Origin of the sequence: Microbulbifer agarilyticus (genome assembly GCF_001999945.1) — a bacterium.
Classification (GTDB): Bacteria; Pseudomonadota; Gammaproteobacteria; order Pseudomonadales; family Cellvibrionaceae; genus Microbulbifer; species Microbulbifer agarilyticus_A.
Genome location: NZ_CP019650.1, coordinates 3,507,511 through 3,520,433, shown reverse-complemented (window position 1 = coordinate 3,520,433; position 12,923 = coordinate 3,507,511). Strand labels below are relative to the sequence as shown.

General features: G+C 54.4%; 24 protein-coding genes. All 24 read left to right on the top strand.

Translation table 11 applies throughout. The features are described 5' to 3' along the window. Nucleotides 1–8 precede the first annotated feature (8 nt). The 24 genes from Mag101_RS14795 (at nucleotide 9) to rpmJ (ending at nucleotide 12,547) form a co-directional block, all read left to right on the top strand. Entirely contained in the window at nucleotides 9–1,700 is a 1,692-nt protein-coding gene (locus tag Mag101_RS14795) for a ShlB/FhaC/HecB family hemolysin secretion/activation protein (protein WP_198040001.1), read from the top strand. A 107-nt stretch (nucleotides 1,701–1,807) separates the two neighbouring features. Beyond that, entirely contained in the window at nucleotides 1,808–2,119 is a 312-nt protein-coding gene (gene rpsJ / locus Mag101_RS14790) for a 30S ribosomal protein S10 (protein ID WP_010133849.1), read from the top strand. Nucleotides 2,120–2,229: 110 nt separating this feature from the next. Beyond that, on the top strand, nucleotides 2,230–2,865 hold the full coding sequence (gene rplC, locus Mag101_RS14785) for a 50S ribosomal protein L3 (protein ID WP_077406685.1): 636 nt from the start codon (nucleotides 2,230–2,232) through the stop codon (nucleotides 2,863–2,865). Between the two features lie 18 nt (nucleotides 2,866–2,883). Further along, nucleotides 2,884–3,498 carry a 50S ribosomal protein L4 gene (gene rplD, locus Mag101_RS14780; protein ID WP_077406682.1) on the top strand — a complete coding sequence of 205 codons (615 nt, stop codon included), beginning with the start codon at nucleotides 2,884–2,886 and terminating at the stop codon, nucleotides 3,496–3,498. Continuing rightward, on the top strand, nucleotides 3,495–3,791 hold the full coding sequence (gene rplW / locus Mag101_RS14775) for a 50S ribosomal protein L23 (RefSeq protein WP_077406679.1): 297 nt from the start codon (nucleotides 3,495–3,497) through the stop codon (nucleotides 3,789–3,791). Before rplD ends, rplW begins: the two co-directional genes overlap by 4 nt. Before the next feature lie 14 nt (nucleotides 3,792–3,805). Beyond that, the gene (gene rplB, locus Mag101_RS14770) at nucleotides 3,806–4,630 is read left to right on the top strand and encodes a 50S ribosomal protein L2 (RefSeq protein ID WP_077406676.1); all 825 of its coding nucleotides are present in this window, start codon (nucleotides 3,806–3,808) and stop codon (nucleotides 4,628–4,630) included. Nucleotides 4,631–4,667: 37 nt separating this feature from the next. Continuing rightward, nucleotides 4,668–4,946 (top strand): 30S ribosomal protein S19, encoded by a 279-nt coding sequence (gene rpsS, locus Mag101_RS14765; protein WP_010133844.1) that lies wholly within the window; start codon nucleotides 4,668–4,670, stop codon nucleotides 4,944–4,946. 15 nt (nucleotides 4,947–4,961) lie between these two features. Beyond that, on the top strand, nucleotides 4,962–5,294 hold the full coding sequence (gene rplV / locus Mag101_RS14760; protein WP_010133843.1) for a 50S ribosomal protein L22: 333 nt from the start codon (nucleotides 4,962–4,964) through the stop codon (nucleotides 5,292–5,294). Nucleotides 5,295–5,313: 19 nt separating this feature from the next. Beyond that, the gene (gene rpsC / locus Mag101_RS14755; protein ID WP_077406673.1) at nucleotides 5,314–5,994 is read left to right on the top strand and encodes a 30S ribosomal protein S3; all 681 of its coding nucleotides are present in this window, start codon (nucleotides 5,314–5,316) and stop codon (nucleotides 5,992–5,994) included. A gap of 11 nt (nucleotides 5,995–6,005) precedes the next feature. After that, nucleotides 6,006–6,419 carry a 50S ribosomal protein L16 gene (gene rplP, locus Mag101_RS14750; protein WP_077406670.1) on the top strand — a complete coding sequence of 138 codons (414 nt, stop codon included), beginning with the start codon at nucleotides 6,006–6,008 and terminating at the stop codon, nucleotides 6,417–6,419. After that, nucleotides 6,419–6,610 carry a 50S ribosomal protein L29 gene (gene rpmC, locus Mag101_RS14745; protein ID WP_010133840.1) on the top strand — a complete coding sequence of 64 codons (192 nt, stop codon included), beginning with the start codon at nucleotides 6,419–6,421 and terminating at the stop codon, nucleotides 6,608–6,610. The genes rplP and rpmC overlap by 1 nt, the downstream gene beginning before the upstream one ends. 2 nt (nucleotides 6,611–6,612) lie before the next feature. After that, nucleotides 6,613–6,876, top strand: a complete 264-nt coding sequence (gene rpsQ / locus Mag101_RS14740; protein WP_077406667.1) for a 30S ribosomal protein S17 — start codon at nucleotides 6,613–6,615, stop codon at nucleotides 6,874–6,876. Nucleotides 6,877–6,926: 50 nt separating this feature from the next. After that, nucleotides 6,927–7,295 carry a 50S ribosomal protein L14 gene (gene rplN, locus Mag101_RS14735; protein WP_077406664.1) on the top strand — a complete coding sequence of 123 codons (369 nt, stop codon included), beginning with the start codon at nucleotides 6,927–6,929 and terminating at the stop codon, nucleotides 7,293–7,295. Between the two features lie 20 nt (nucleotides 7,296–7,315). Beyond that, the gene (gene rplX / locus Mag101_RS14730; RefSeq protein WP_077406661.1) at nucleotides 7,316–7,633 is read left to right on the top strand and encodes a 50S ribosomal protein L24; all 318 of its coding nucleotides are present in this window, start codon (nucleotides 7,316–7,318) and stop codon (nucleotides 7,631–7,633) included. 14 nt (nucleotides 7,634–7,647) lie between these two features. Further along, nucleotides 7,648–8,187 (top strand): 50S ribosomal protein L5, encoded by a 540-nt coding sequence (gene rplE / locus Mag101_RS14725; protein WP_077406658.1) that lies wholly within the window; start codon nucleotides 7,648–7,650, stop codon nucleotides 8,185–8,187. Between the two features lie 9 nt (nucleotides 8,188–8,196). Beyond that, entirely contained in the window at nucleotides 8,197–8,502 is a 306-nt protein-coding gene (gene rpsN / locus Mag101_RS14720) for a 30S ribosomal protein S14 (RefSeq protein ID WP_010133834.1), read from the top strand. 27 nt (nucleotides 8,503–8,529) lie between these two features. Next, nucleotides 8,530–8,922, top strand: a complete 393-nt coding sequence (rpsH, locus tag Mag101_RS14715; RefSeq protein ID WP_077406655.1) for a 30S ribosomal protein S8 — start codon at nucleotides 8,530–8,532, stop codon at nucleotides 8,920–8,922. Nucleotides 8,923–8,934: 12 nt separating this feature from the next. Next, entirely contained in the window at nucleotides 8,935–9,468 is a 534-nt protein-coding gene (gene rplF / locus Mag101_RS14710) for a 50S ribosomal protein L6 (protein WP_077406652.1), read from the top strand. 9 nt (nucleotides 9,469–9,477) lie between these two features. Then, nucleotides 9,478–9,828, top strand: coding sequence for a 50S ribosomal protein L18 (gene rplR, locus Mag101_RS14705; RefSeq protein ID WP_010133831.1), 351 nt, complete (start codon nucleotides 9,478–9,480; stop codon nucleotides 9,826–9,828). Between the two features lie 10 nt (nucleotides 9,829–9,838). Further along, nucleotides 9,839–10,348 (top strand): 30S ribosomal protein S5, encoded by a 510-nt coding sequence (rpsE, locus tag Mag101_RS14700; RefSeq protein ID WP_010133830.1) that lies wholly within the window; start codon nucleotides 9,839–9,841, stop codon nucleotides 10,346–10,348. Nucleotides 10,349–10,410: 62 nt separating this feature from the next. Then, a complete protein-coding gene (gene rpmD / locus Mag101_RS14695) occupies nucleotides 10,411–10,596 on the top strand; it encodes a 50S ribosomal protein L30 (RefSeq protein WP_077406649.1) in 186 nt (61 codons plus the stop codon). Nucleotide 10,597: 1 nt separating this feature from the next. Beyond that, a complete protein-coding gene (rplO, locus tag Mag101_RS14690) occupies nucleotides 10,598–11,032 on the top strand; it encodes a 50S ribosomal protein L15 (RefSeq protein WP_077406645.1) in 435 nt (144 codons plus the stop codon). A gap of 12 nt (nucleotides 11,033–11,044) precedes the next feature. Continuing rightward, nucleotides 11,045–12,391 carry a preprotein translocase subunit SecY gene (secY, locus tag Mag101_RS14685; RefSeq protein WP_077406642.1) on the top strand — a complete coding sequence of 449 codons (1,347 nt, stop codon included), beginning with the start codon at nucleotides 11,045–11,047 and terminating at the stop codon, nucleotides 12,389–12,391. 39 nt (nucleotides 12,392–12,430) lie between these two features. Further along, complete coding sequence (gene rpmJ, locus Mag101_RS14680; protein WP_010133825.1) at nucleotides 12,431–12,547, top strand: 50S ribosomal protein L36; 117 nt, start codon at nucleotides 12,431–12,433, stop codon at nucleotides 12,545–12,547. Nucleotides 12,548–12,923 lie beyond the last annotated feature (376 nt).

The following is a 12,923-nucleotide window of genomic DNA, read 5'->3' as shown; positions in this document are numbered from 1 at the left end:
TGATGAAAGTGGCAAGGTTGGAATTTGGAAAACTCGCGCAGGCACTGGCGCTCGCAGTGGCGGTGCCCTGTGCCTGGGCGCAGACGGAAGTTGATCTGCCCGACCATATTCCCGGCGCCGATGCGGGGGAGCAGGCGGCGGAGATTCGTCGTCGCGAGCAGTTGCTGATGGATCGTCCTGCGATGCCGGCTTTGCGGCTGATCGATGAGGTTGAAGTGACCGGAGATCCCCGAGAACTGGAGGGGCCGATATTCGAGCTGCGCAGTGTGCGCTTCAGTCCATCAGAGCTGCTTACCGAGCAGCAACTGCGGGACATCGTCCTACCTTATCTGGGGCAGCAGGTCGCCCACAGCCAATTGATGGAGATCGTAGAGTCGATCAACCGCACCTACCGCGAATCTGGGGTCTACACCGCCGTAGCGGTGTTGCCGCAGCAGGAAGTAAAAGAGGGTGTGGTATCGATTCGCCTGATCGAGGGCAAGCTGGGTGAGATTCGCTTTGAAGGTAACGAATACACCCCGGACGCCTTCTTCTCTGAGTGGATGGTCGAGCACCAGGGGCAGGAAACCGTGGATATGCCGCGGCTGCAGGCGGATATCCTCGAGTTCAACCGCTTGCATGACGAGCGCATTCGCGCGGAACTGCGTCGCGGTGAATCCTTTGGTCTGACAGATATTGTGGTCACCGTGCAGGAGCCCGAGCGCGGCTTTTTCCAGACCTTCGCCGACAACTACGGCTACGAGAGCTCCGGGCGCGAGTCGCTCGGTTTTATGTACCGCCGCCAGCACCTGCTTTCCGGAGGCGACCGCGCCATTGCTTACCTGTCGGGTAGCGAGGGCGCACAGTCTCTCAGTCTGAGCTACAACCGGCCGCTTCCCGGTACCCTTTGGCGTGTCGGCGGCAGTGCGTCACTGACTCGCACAGACTTGACCGAGGGGGATTTTGCCACTTCCGAGGTACAGGGCGATTCGCACCGCCTCGGGCTCGAGTCCTCCTGGCTGGCGTGGTCAGGTGAGCGCGGCTGGCTGAATGTGCTTGGCGCTGCGGGCTATACCCGCTCTACCACTGAAATTGCTGGGGTCGTCTTTAGTGATGACGCTATCCTGCAGGGTCAGGTTGGTGTCAGCGTCAACTGGGTAGGGCGCAACTGGCAGGTGACCGGCCGCCAAATGCTGGCCTACACTGATTTTGACGACAAATCCGACGTAGGCTCTGCACGCCAGGCTACTCAGGAAACCCTGTATAACGGTGCGCTGACCGGTTACGTGCGCGCGGGCACTACAGGCTTCTACGGCATCCTGCTTTCCTCTTGGCAGCACAGTAATGATGCGCAACTGCCGGGTTCGCTGTCTTTCTCGCTCGGTGGACCCACCAGTATTCGGGGCTACTTGCCCAGCGCTGTCAGCGGTGATCGGGGATGGTATGGGCAGGCCGAGCTGCATTACGATGGCTGGCAACCTTGGGATGTGACCGTAGAGCCATATCTTTTCTTTGACTACGGAGAGGCAAAATCTCTCGACCGTGGTGCGGACGGAACGGAAAAAATTAACGTTGAAACCCCGCTTGGTGCGGGTGGCGTTGGATTGGCACTTTCGGGCACCTTCTGGTCACTCTCGATGAACTACGCAGAACCTACTAAAGAGGCGACCCCCAAGCAGGATTCAGCCGTGTTCTATGCCCGCATGAGCGTTCGCTATTAGCAGTTGACAGCTCAAAACTTCGCCCGTAGAATTCGCGCTCCTTTTCGCCCGCCCTCGGGGCTGCGTAAAAGGACGTTCTTTAGCTTTTATTATTGGAGTTTGATTCCATGCAGGGTCAACGCATCCGAATTCGCCTGAAGGCGTTCGATCACAAGCTGATCGACGCGTCTACTCAGGAGATTGTTGAGACGGCCAAGCGCACTGGCGCACAAGTACGCGGTCCTATCCCGCTGCCGACTCGTAAAGAGAAGTACACCGTACTGATTTCTCCGCACGTCAACAAAGACGCGCGCGACCAGTACGAGATTCGTACTCACAAGCGTTTGCTGGACATCGTAGAGCCTACCGAGAAAACCGTTGACGCGCTGATGAAGCTCGATCTGGCGGCCGGTGTTGAGGTTCAGATTAGTCTCGGCTAACACGTTAAATTAACTACCGAATCCCAGGCGAAAACGGTCTGGGTAGTGTAACGCTCTGAAATTGGGCGGCCGCAGTGGGTTAAAGCCCCGTGCACTGAGAGGTTGAAAAGATGACTATAGGTATTGTCGGCCGCAAGAGCGGCATGACTCGCGTCTTCACTGAAGATGGCGCTTCTATCCCGGTAACTGTTATCGAGGTAGTTCCGAATCGCGTCACTCAGGTGAAAACTGTGGAAACTGACGGCTACTCCGCGGTTCAAGTAACTGTGGGTTCCCGTAAGGCTTCCCGTGTCTCCAAGCCCCAAGCGGGCCACTTCGCCAAAGCCAACACTGAGGCTGGCTCTGCACTTTTCGAACTGCGTACTGACGGTTCTGAAGAGTCCTTCGAAATCGGTTCTGAAATCACTGTATCTGGCTTTGAAGCCGGTCAGAAGATCGACGTAACCGGCACTTCCAAAGGTAAAGGTTTCCAGGGTGGCGTTAAGCGCTGGAATTTCCGTACCCAAGACGCTACTCACGGTAACTCCCTGTCTCACCGCGCTCCCGGTTCTATCGGTCAGTGCCAGACTCCTGGTCGTGTGTGGAAAGGCAAGAAAATGGCCGGTCACATGGGTGCTGAGCGTGTAACCACGCAAAACCTGGAAGTGGTTCGTGTTGATGCCGAGCGTAACTTGCTGCTGGTTAAAGGTGCCGTACCTGGCGCTCCCGGTGGTGACGTTATCGTTCGTCCGGCAGTTAAAGCCTAAGTCTGAGGGGAAATAGATATGGAACTGAATATCGCTACTCCCGAAGGCGCTAAAGGCACTGTTGCAGTCTCTGAAGTGGCTTTCGGTCGTGAATTCAATCAGGACCTGGTGCACCAGGCAGTTGTCGCCTACATGGCTGGCGCTCGCCAAGGTACCAAGGCTCAGAAAAACCGTTCTGCGGTTTCCGGCGGCGGCAAGAAGCCGTGGCGCCAAAAAGGTACTGGCCGTGCTCGTGCTGGTACTATTCGTAGCCCGCTGTGGCGTTCTGGTGGCGTAACCTTCGCTGCCGAGCCGCGTGATCACAGTTTGAAGCTCAACAAGAAAATGTACCGCGCTGCACTGCGCTGCATTCTCTCTGAGTTGGCTCGTCAGGAGCGTCTGGTTGTAGTTGAGTCTTTCGACGTTGAAGCGCCGAAGACCAAGCAGCTGGTAACCAAGCTGGCACAGTACGATCTGTCCGACGCGTTGATCGTGACCGAAGAGGTTAATGAAAACCTCTACCTGGCCGCGCGCAACCTACACAAGATCGATGTTCGCGATGTACAGGGTATCGATCCGGTAAGCCTGATTCGCTTTGACAAGGTCGTGGTTACCGTTTCTGCACTGAAGAAAATTGATGAGGTGCTGGGATGAACCAAGAGCGAATCTACAAAGTACTGCTGGGCCCGGTAATTTCCGAGAAGGCTGCTGTGCTGGCGGACGCCGCCAACCAGGTAGTTTTCAAAGTAACCACCGACGCGTCCAAAGCCGAAATCAAGGCCGCGGTAGAGAAGTTGTTCAACGTTTCTGTTGAGCAGGTTCGCACCGTGAACGTTAAGGGCAAAACCAAGCGTACTCGCACTGGCATGGGTCAGCGCAACGACTGGAAAAAAGCTTACGTTCGTCTGGCCGAAGGCAGCGACATCAACTTCGAAGCCGCTGAGTAAAGGGGAGAGTTGCAATGGCTATTGTAAAAGCAAAACCGACCTCTGCTGGCCGTCGTCACCTGGTAAAGGTTGTTAACACCGACCTGCACAAAGGTGCGCCTTACGCTCCGCTGGTTGAGAAGAAGTCCAAGACCGGTGGCCGTAATAACAACGGTCGCATTACCACCCGTCATATCGGTGGTGGTCACAAGCATCACTATCGCGTAGTGGATTTCAAGCGCAACAAAGATGGCATTCCTGCCACCGTTGAGCGCCTGGAATACGATCCGAACCGCAGCGCGCACATCGCCCTGGTGTGCTATGCCGACGGTGAGCGTCGTTACATCATTGCGCCAAAAGGCCTCAAGGCCGGTGCCAAGATCCAATCTGGTGACGCTGCGCCTATCGCTGTAGGTAATACCCTGCCGCTGCGTAACATCCCGGTTGGTTCTGTAATTCACGCCATCGAGCTGAAGCCTGGTAAAGGTGCTCAGTTGGCCCGCTCTGCCGGTGCCTCTGTACAGCTGGTTGCCCGTGAAGGTCAGTACGCGACTATCCGTCTGCGTTCTGGTGAAATGCGTAAAGTTCTGTCTGAGTGCCGCGCCACCCTGGGTGAAGTGAGCAACTCTGAACACAGCCTGCGCAAGCTGGGTAAAGCTGGTGCCAAACGCTGGCGCGGTGTTCGTCCTACCGTTCGCGGTGTGGCGATGAACCCGGTAGACCACCCGCATGGTGGTGGTGAAGGTCGTACCTCCGGTGGTCGTCACCCTGTGACACCTTGGGGCGTTCCGACTAAGGGTAAGAAAACGCGTAAGAACAAGCGCACCGACAACATGATTGTACGTCGTCGCGGCAAATAAGCCGCGCGATGTCTGAGCTGCTAGAGAGGAATCGACAGTGCCACGCTCATTAAAGAAAGGTCCCTTTATTGATCTGCATTTGATCAAAAAGGTGGAGGCAGCGATCGAGAAAAATGATCGCCGGCCGATTAAAACCTGGTCCCGCCGTTCTATGGTTATGCCGGAAATGGTGGGCCTGACGATTGCTGTACATAACGGTCGTCAACACGTGCCCGTTCTGGTCAACGAAGAAATGGTTGGCCACAAGCTGGGCGAATTCGCCGCTACCCGCACTTACCGTGGCCACGCCGCGGATAAGAAAGCGAAGAAGCGCTAAGCCGAGGTTATAGAGATGGAAGTGCAAGCAAAACTACGCGGTGCTCGTCTTTCGGCACAGAAAGCGCGCCTGGTAGCTGATCAGATTCGCGGCAAAGGTGTCGAGGAAGCCCTGGATATCCTGGCTTTCAGCCACAAGAAGGGTGCTGCGATCGTCAAGAAGATTTTGGAATCTGCAATCGCCAACGCCGAGCACAACGAAGGTGCCGACGTCGACGAGTTGAAGGTTTCCACCATCTTCGTGGATGAGGGTATGACCATGAAGCGCATTAAGCCGCGTGCAAAAGGTCGTGCCGATCGTATTCTGAAGCGTACTTGTCACATTACTGTGAAAGTAGCCGAGAAATAAGAGAGCAGGCGAGAAAACCATGGGACAAAAAGTACATCCTACCGGCATTCGTCTGGGTATCGTTAAAAAGCATACTTCTGTTTGGTATGCCGGCAGCGACGAGTACGCAGACAAGCTGTACACGGATCTGAAAGTTCGCGAATTTATTCGCAAAAAACTGGCCCACGCTTCTGTGAGCCGTATCGAGATCGAACGTCCGGCCAACACCGCTCGTGTGACTATTCACACTGCGCGTCCGGGTATCGTGATCGGTAAAAAAGGTGAAGACGTAGAGCGTCTGCGCAACGAAGTGAGCGCTCAGATGGGTGTGCCCGTGCACATCGACATCGAAGAAGTGCGTAAGCCTGATCTGGACGCCACTCTGGTTGGCCAGAACGTTGCTCAGCAGCTGGAGCGTCGCGTTATGTTTCGTCGCGCTATGAAGCGTGCCGTACAGAACGCAATGCGCCAGGGCGCACAAGGTATCAAGATCCAGGTTAGCGGCCGTCTGGGCGGCGCCGAGATCGCACGTACCGAATGGTACCGCGAAGGTCGTGTACCTCTGCACACTCTGCGTGCCAACATCGACTACGGCACCGCTGAAGCCAGCACGACTTACGGCATCATTGGTGTGAAAGTTTGGATCTTCAAAGGTGAAGTCATCGGTGACGAAGTTGCCGAAGAGAAACCAGCGAAGCCTCGCAAGAAAGCTTCTAAGTAAGGGGTGCGCAGATGCTACAACCAAAGCGTACAAAATTCCGCAAGGTACAGAAGGGTCGCAACCGCGGTCTTTCTCAGCGCGGCTCTAAAGTGAGCTTTGGCGAGTTCGGCCTCAAGGCCATCGGTCGTGGACGCATTACTGCGCGTCAGATCGAAGCGGCTCGTCGCGCAATGACTCGTCACGTTAAGCGTGGCGGTAAAATCTGGATTCGTGTGTTTCCAGACAAGCCCATCACCAACAAACCTCTCGAGGTTCGGATGGGTAAAGGTAAGGGTAGCGTTGAATACTGGGTTGCCCAGATTCAACCAGGTAAGGTCCTCTATGAGATGGAGGGTGTTTCCGAAGAATTGGCTCGCGAAGCGTTTGACCTCGCTGCGGCCAAGCTGCCTGTAAAGACAACTTTCGTTAAGCGTTCGGTGATGTAATGAAGACTGCAGATCTACGCTCAAAGTCAGTTGAAGAACTGAACCAGGAACTAATTACCCAGCTTGAAGCACAGTTCAAGCTGCGTATGCAGAAGTCCACCGGTCAGCTGACTCAGACCCATCTGCTGAAGCAGACTCGTCGCGACATTGCTCGCATTAAGACTGTGTTGACCGAGAAGGCAGGTAATTAATCATGGCTGAAGCAAAACTGAAGCGTACTCTGACCGGTAAGGTTGTGAGTGACAAGATGGATAAAACCATCACCGTTTTGATCGAGCGCCGTGTTAAGCACCCGATCTACGGCAAAATTTTGAACAAGTCCACCAAGCTCAAGGCACATGATGAGAACAATGACTGCAACATCGGTGATGTTGTGACCATTGAAGAGTCTCGTCCGCTGTCCAAGAGTAAGTCCTGGTCCTTGCAAACTATTGTAGAGCGTGCGGCGAAGGTTTAATCCTGGGCCCATTGACTGTGAAAACCTAAACCGGTTTTCGGAGAGGAACAATGATTCAAACAGAATCCTACTTAGAAGTAGCCGATAACAGTGGGGCTCGCCGTGTCATGTGCATCAAGGTGCTGGGCGGCTCCCACCGTCGCTACGCTGGTGTTGGCGACATTATCAAAGTAACCGTTAAGGAAGCGATTCCTCGCGGTAAAGTGAAAAAAGGTCAGGTAATGACCGCTGTTGTGGTTCGCACCAAAAAAGGTGTGCGTCGCCCAGACGGCTCCCTGATCAAATTTGACGATAACGCAGCGGTGCTGCTGAACCAGAACCAAGCTCCGGTCGGCACCCGTATTTTTGGCCCGGTAACTCGTGAGTTGCGTGGTGAGAAGTTCATGAAGATCATCTCACTGGCTCCCGAAGTTATCTAAGCCACGAGCGGAGAAGAGTAATGCGCAAGATCAAGCGTGACGATGAAGTGATCGTTATCGCCGGTCGCGACAAGGGCAAGCGTGGCACCGTAACCAAGGTGCTGAACGATGGCCGTTTGATCGTATCCGGTGTTCAGATGATCAAAAAACACCAGAAGCCGAACCCACAGTTGGGTGTTGCCGGTGGGATCGTTGAGAAAGAGGCCGCTATTCAGGCTTCCAACGTTGCCATCTTCAACCCGAATACCCAAAAAGCTGACCGGGTAGGCTTCAAAGTACTGGAAGATGGCACTAAGATCCGCGTCTTCAAATCCAGCGGCGAAGCCGTTGACGCATAAGTCAGGTGGAAAACATGGCAAGGCTTAAAGAGCTCTACACCAAAGAACTCGCGTCCAAGCTTAAAGAAGAGCTGGGACTTGAGAACGTAATGTCCGTGCCGCGCATCACCAAAATCACCGTCAACATGGGTGTCGGTGAAGCCATTGGTGATAAGAAGGTACTGGAACATGCAGTCAATGACATGACTGCTATCACTGGTCAAAAACCTATTGTGACCAAAGCGCGAAAGTCTATTGCGGGTTTCAAAATCCGTGAAGAATGGCCGATCGGCTGTAAGGTAACTCTGCGCGGTGAGCGCATGTATGAGTTCCTGGAGCGACTGATTGGTATCGCTATCCCACGTATCCGCGACTTCCGTGGCATTAGCCCGAAGCAGTTCGACGGTCGTGGTAACTTCTCAATGGGTGTAACAGAACAAATTATCTTCCCGGAAATTGACTACGACAAAGTAGACAAAATTCGTGGCTTGGATATTTGTGTCACTACTACAGCAGCTACCGACGAACAAGGTCGTGCACTGCTGAAAGCATTCAACTTCCCTTTCAAGGGTTAAGAGGATTCCATGGCGAAGAAATCCATGATTGCGCGTGAGAACAAGCGCGCTCGAACCGCAGCTAAGTACGCCGAAAAGCGTCAAGAGCTGAAGGCGATCATCGCCAGTGCCAGTGCTTCCGATGAGGAGCGCTGGGAGGCTCAACTCAAGCTGCAACAAATGCCGCGCGATGCAAGCCCGGTACGTCAGCAACGTCGCTGTCGTATCACTGGTCGCCCCCACGCTGTCTACCGCAAGTTCGGCCTGTGCCGTAACAAACTGCGTGAAGCCGCTATGCGTGGTGATGTCCCCGGTCTGGTTAAGTCCAGCTGGTAATACGGCACACTTGAGGAGTCTTAAGTAATGAGTATGCAAGATCCGTTGGCAGATATGCTGACCCGTGTTCGCAACGCCTTGGCGCGCGGCAAGGGCAGTGTTTCTATGCCTTCTTCCAAACTGAAAGTAGCCGTAGCAAACGTTCTGAAGAGCGAAGGTTACGTTACTGAAGTAGCCGTCAGCGAAGGTGCCAAGCCTGAACTGACTATCGAACTGAAATACTTCCAGGGCAAGCCGGTAATTGCTGAGCTGGACCGGGTTTCCCGTCCAGGCCTGCGTAACTACGCAGGTAAGAAAGCGTTGCCGTCCGTTCGCGGTGGCCTGGGTATCGCTATCGTCTCCACCTCTCAGGGTGTGATGACTGATCGTGCTGCCCGTCAGGCTGGTGTCGGCGGCGAAGTGCTCTGCACCGTATTCTAAGCGGGGGTTAATATGTCTCGAGTAGCTAATAGTCCCGTAAGTATCCCCGCTGGCGTTTCCGTGAGCCTTACAGGTCAGGAAATCGCTGTGAAAGGTGGTAATGGCAACCTGAACTTCTCCGCGCACAGTGACGTTGAAGTTAAACAGGAAGAGAATCAGCTGACCTTTGCTGCACGCAATGGTTCCAAGCAGGCACGTGCCCTCGCCGGCACAACCCGCGCGCTGGTTAGCAACATGGTGGTCGGTGTCAGTCAGGGTTTCGAAAAGAAACTTCAGCTGAACGGTGTAGGTTACCGTGCGAAAGCATCTGGTAAGACCGTTAACCTGACTCTCGGTTTCTCTCACCCGGTAGATTACGCACTGCCGGAAGGTGTTACTGCTGAAACCCCGAGCCAGACTGAAATCGTACTGAAGAGCAGCGATAAGCAGCTGTTAGGTCAAGTGGCCGCAGAGATCCGCGCATTCCGTCCGCCGGAGCCCTACAAAGGTAAGGGTGTCCGCTACGCCGACGAGCGCGTGTATCGTAAAGAGGCCAAGAAGAAGTAAGGCATAGATATGAACGTTAAGAAGCAAACTCGCTTGCGTCGTGCACGTCGTGCCCGCGCCAAGTTCCGTGAGCTGGGCGCCGTTCGCCTGACAGTGAACCGCACTCCCCGCCACATTTACGCACAGATCCTGACCGCCGATGGCGACAAGGTATTGGCCACCGCCTCTACTCTGGATAAGGACCTGCGTGAAAGCAAAACTGGTAACGTCGACGCCGCTAAAGCCGTTGGCACCCTGATCGCTGAGCGTGCGAAAGCTGCTGGCGTTGAAGCGGTAGCCTTCGATCGTAGCGGTTTCAAATACCACGGCCGTGTTAAGGCCCTGGCTGACGCTGCCCGTGAAGCCGGTCTGAAATTCTAAGGGTTGAGTTATGGCTAGAGAAAAAGTCGAAAAGAGCAACGACGAAGGCCTCCAGGAGAAACTGGTTCAGGTCAATCGTGTTGCCAAAACCGTTAAAGGTGGTCGTATCTTCGCGTTCACCGCTCTGACCGTAGTTGGCGATGGCAATGGCCGCGTTGGCTTTGGTCGTGGTAAAGCCCGCGAAGTGCCGGTAGCCATCCAAAAGGCTATGGAAGCTGCGCGTCGCAACATGATCCAAGTAGACCTGAATGGTGACACCATCCAGTACGCTACCAACGGTCGCCACGGCGGTTCCAAGGTATACATGCAGCCCGCTTCCCAGGGTACCGGTGTAATTGCCGGCGGTGCCATGCGCTCCGTACTGGAAATGGCTGGCGTCCACAACGTACTGGCCAAGTGCTACGGCTCTACCAATCCGGTAAACGTCGTACGCGCCACCTTCAGTGCGCTGGGTAAAATGAGTAGCCCAGAAGACGTTGCTGCCAAGCGCGGCAAGTCTGTGGAAGAAATCCTGAACTGATTCGGTTCGGGCTGTAGTGATCCGCTGCAGCCCGGTCTGAACTTGCTTTGAGTGAATGAGTCATGGCTAAGAAGACCATCAAAGTAACCCAGGTTAAAAGCATCAACGGTCGTCTGAAGAATCATCAGGCGTGTGTTGCTGGTCTGGGTCTGCGCCGCATTGGTCACACTGTGGAAGTGGAAGACACTCCCTCTGTGCGCGGCATGATCAACAAAGTGAACTACCTCATTAAAGTAGAGGAGGCGTAACATGCGTTTGAATGAACTGTCTCCCGCTGAGGGTCACAAGAGCAGCGCCAAGCGCGTTGGTCGTGGTATTGGTAGCGGCCTGGGTAAAACCGGCGGTCGCGGCCATAAAGGTCAAAAATCCCGCTCCGGCGGTAGTGTTCGTCCGGGCTTCGAAGGCGGTCAGATGCCTTTGCAGAAGCGTCTGCCGAAGTACGGTTTCACCTCTCGCGTTGGCCGCTTCGTTGCGGAAGTGCGTCTGGCGGAGCTGGCGAAGGTAGAGGGTGACATTATTGATTTGGCAGCGCTGAAGAATGCCGATATTATCGGCAACCACATTAAGCGCGCCAAAGTGTTCCTTTCTGGTGAACTGACCAAAGCGGTAACCGTTAAAGGTCTGGGTGTCACCAAGGGTGCTAAAGCAGCCATCGAAGCTGCTGGCGGAAAAGTAGAAGACTAAATCGAGGCCCCAATGGCACGACCAGGAACTGGTGTTAACTCCCTGGGCAACGGCAAGGGATTAGGCGAGCTTTGGGCTCGCCTTCGTTTTCTGTTTCTCGCGATTCTTGTTTATCGCATAGGGACCCACATTCCGGTGCCCGGTATTGATCCGGAAAAACTGGCGAATCTGTTCAATCAGAATCAGGGAACGATCCTGGGTCTGTTTAACATGTTTTCCGGTGGTGCACTGGAGCGGATGAGTATTCTCGCGCTCGGCATCATGCCTTACATCTCTGCGTCCATCATCATGCAGTTGATGACCGCAGTAACGCCTTCTTTGGAAGCGTTAAAGAAGGAAGGTGATGCAGGCCGTCGTAAAATCAACCAGTACACTCGTTATCTGACGGTGTTTCTGGCTCTGATCCAGGGTATCGGTATGACCTTTGGTCTCGCCGGACAAAACCTGGCTTATTCCGCAGAGCCCGCATTCGGTTTTTACTTTGTGGCCGTAGTGTCACTGGTAACCGGAGCAGTGTTCATGATGTGGCTGGGTGAGCAGATCACCGAGCGCGGTGTTGGTAACGGCATTTCGATGCTGATCTTTGCTGGCATCGTCGCTGGTCTCCCCAGTGCCATCGGTCAGGCTTTCGAGCAGGCGCGTCAGGGTGAACTACACATCCTGATGCTGCTGGCCATCGGCTTCGTTGCGTTGGCGGTAGTCTACTTCGTAGTGGTGATGGAGCGCGGTCAACGCCGTATTACTATCAACCACGCACGTCGTCAGGCAGGTCGTTACTCGCAGGCGCCTGCGGCACAGTCCAGCCATTTACCGCTGAAGGTCAACATGGCCGGTGTGATCCCGGTGATCTTTGCCAGCAGTATCCTGCTGTTCCCTGCGACACTCGCGCAGTGGTTCGGCCAGGGTGGTGAAGGCATTGGTGCACAGATTCTGCAGTGGATGGCACTGCAGCTGGGCCCGGGTCAGCCCCTGAACATTATTCTGTTCGCTCTGCTGATCGGCTTCTTCTGCTTCTTCTATACGGCGTTGATGTTTAACCCGAATGAAGTGGCAGATAACCTGAAGAAATCCGGTGCCTATGTACCCGGTATTCGCCCAGGTGAACAGACCGCTCGTTATATAGACAGTGTTCTGACTCGCTTGACCCTGGTGGGTGCTTGCTACATCGCATTGGTATCCCTGCTGCCGCAGTTCCTGGTAGTTGGGCTGAACATTCCGTTCTATCTGGGCGGTACATCACTGCTGATCGTTGTGGTCGTTGTGATGGACTTCATGGCGCAAGTGCAGTCGCACCTGTTGTCCCACCAGTATGATGGGTTAATGAAAAAGGCAAATCTGCAAGGCTACGGTCGCCGTTAATCGGTGACCCGGGCAGCAGGATTGAATTGAGGTAAGGTCATGAAAGTACGCGCTTCTGTTAAAAAGATCTGCCGTAACTGCAAAATCGTACGTCGCAAAGGCGTTCTGCGGGTTATCTGCAGCGCTGAGCCTCGTCACAAGCAGCGGCAGGGCTAATCGGCACATTTTGTCGATTAGTGGCTCGCCAGGGAAGGCGAGTTTCGGTGCAACTGCGCCGATTTGGTTAGGAAACCAATAGTTCGTGAAAGAATTTGCCTTTTAGTACAGCCCCGTGGTAAAAGGCGCACCGCAGATGTTTTGATCTGCGGTCAGACCAAGGAGGCAGTATTAGCTGTCTCTGCGGTCTAAAAAGGGGGCGTTGACTGTCGTCCGTTTCACCCTGAGTTTCGGCTCTGGGAAGGCGGGCTATTGCAATTTGGTGTATGAAAAGCTATTCTTGCGCGCCTTTTTGGTGGTGTTGGTGGCTTTTTATTCGCTGTCAGCGCCGAATTAAGAATTGAATCGCGCCACAACCAAAGTTGTGCGGTTCACA

Excerpts from the sequence above, each read along its gene's own strand:
- rpsJ (WP_010133849.1), top strand. The coding sequence starts at position 1,808 with ATGCAGGGTCAACGCATCCGAATTCGCCTGAAGGCGTTCGATCACAAG.
- rplC (WP_077406685.1), top strand. The coding sequence starts at position 2,230 with ATGACTATAGGTATTGTCGGCCGCAAGAGCGGCATGACTCGCGTCTTC.
- rplD (WP_077406682.1), top strand. The coding sequence starts at position 2,884 with ATGGAACTGAATATCGCTACTCCCGAAGGCGCTAAAGGCACTGTTGCA.
- rplW (WP_077406679.1), top strand. The coding sequence starts at position 3,495 with ATGAACCAAGAGCGAATCTACAAAGTACTGCTGGGCCCGGTAATTTCC.
- rplB (WP_077406676.1), top strand. The coding sequence starts at position 3,806 with ATGGCTATTGTAAAAGCAAAACCGACCTCTGCTGGCCGTCGTCACCTG.
- rplV (WP_010133843.1), top strand. The coding sequence starts at position 4,962 with ATGGAAGTGCAAGCAAAACTACGCGGTGCTCGTCTTTCGGCACAGAAA.
- rpsC (WP_077406673.1), top strand. The coding sequence starts at position 5,314 with ATGGGACAAAAAGTACATCCTACCGGCATTCGTCTGGGTATCGTTAAA.
- rplP (WP_077406670.1), top strand. The coding sequence starts at position 6,006 with ATGCTACAACCAAAGCGTACAAAATTCCGCAAGGTACAGAAGGGTCGC.
- rpmC (WP_010133840.1), top strand. The coding sequence starts at position 6,419 with ATGAAGACTGCAGATCTACGCTCAAAGTCAGTTGAAGAACTGAACCAG.
- rpsQ (WP_077406667.1), top strand. The coding sequence starts at position 6,613 with ATGGCTGAAGCAAAACTGAAGCGTACTCTGACCGGTAAGGTTGTGAGT.
- rplN (WP_077406664.1), top strand. The coding sequence starts at position 6,927 with ATGATTCAAACAGAATCCTACTTAGAAGTAGCCGATAACAGTGGGGCT.
- rplX (WP_077406661.1), top strand. The coding sequence starts at position 7,316 with ATGCGCAAGATCAAGCGTGACGATGAAGTGATCGTTATCGCCGGTCGC.
- rplE (WP_077406658.1), top strand. The coding sequence starts at position 7,648 with ATGGCAAGGCTTAAAGAGCTCTACACCAAAGAACTCGCGTCCAAGCTT.
- rpsN (WP_010133834.1), top strand. The coding sequence starts at position 8,197 with ATGGCGAAGAAATCCATGATTGCGCGTGAGAACAAGCGCGCTCGAACC.
- rpsH (WP_077406655.1), top strand. The coding sequence starts at position 8,530 with ATGAGTATGCAAGATCCGTTGGCAGATATGCTGACCCGTGTTCGCAAC.
- rplF (WP_077406652.1), top strand. The coding sequence starts at position 8,935 with ATGTCTCGAGTAGCTAATAGTCCCGTAAGTATCCCCGCTGGCGTTTCC.
- rplR (WP_010133831.1), top strand. The coding sequence starts at position 9,478 with ATGAACGTTAAGAAGCAAACTCGCTTGCGTCGTGCACGTCGTGCCCGC.
- rpsE (WP_010133830.1), top strand. The coding sequence starts at position 9,839 with ATGGCTAGAGAAAAAGTCGAAAAGAGCAACGACGAAGGCCTCCAGGAG.
- rpmD (WP_077406649.1), top strand. The coding sequence starts at position 10,411 with ATGGCTAAGAAGACCATCAAAGTAACCCAGGTTAAAAGCATCAACGGT.
- rplO (WP_077406645.1), top strand. The coding sequence starts at position 10,598 with ATGCGTTTGAATGAACTGTCTCCCGCTGAGGGTCACAAGAGCAGCGCC.
- secY (WP_077406642.1), top strand. The coding sequence starts at position 11,045 with ATGGCACGACCAGGAACTGGTGTTAACTCCCTGGGCAACGGCAAGGGA.
- rpmJ (WP_010133825.1), top strand. The coding sequence starts at position 12,431 with ATGAAAGTACGCGCTTCTGTTAAAAAGATCTGCCGTAACTGCAAAATC.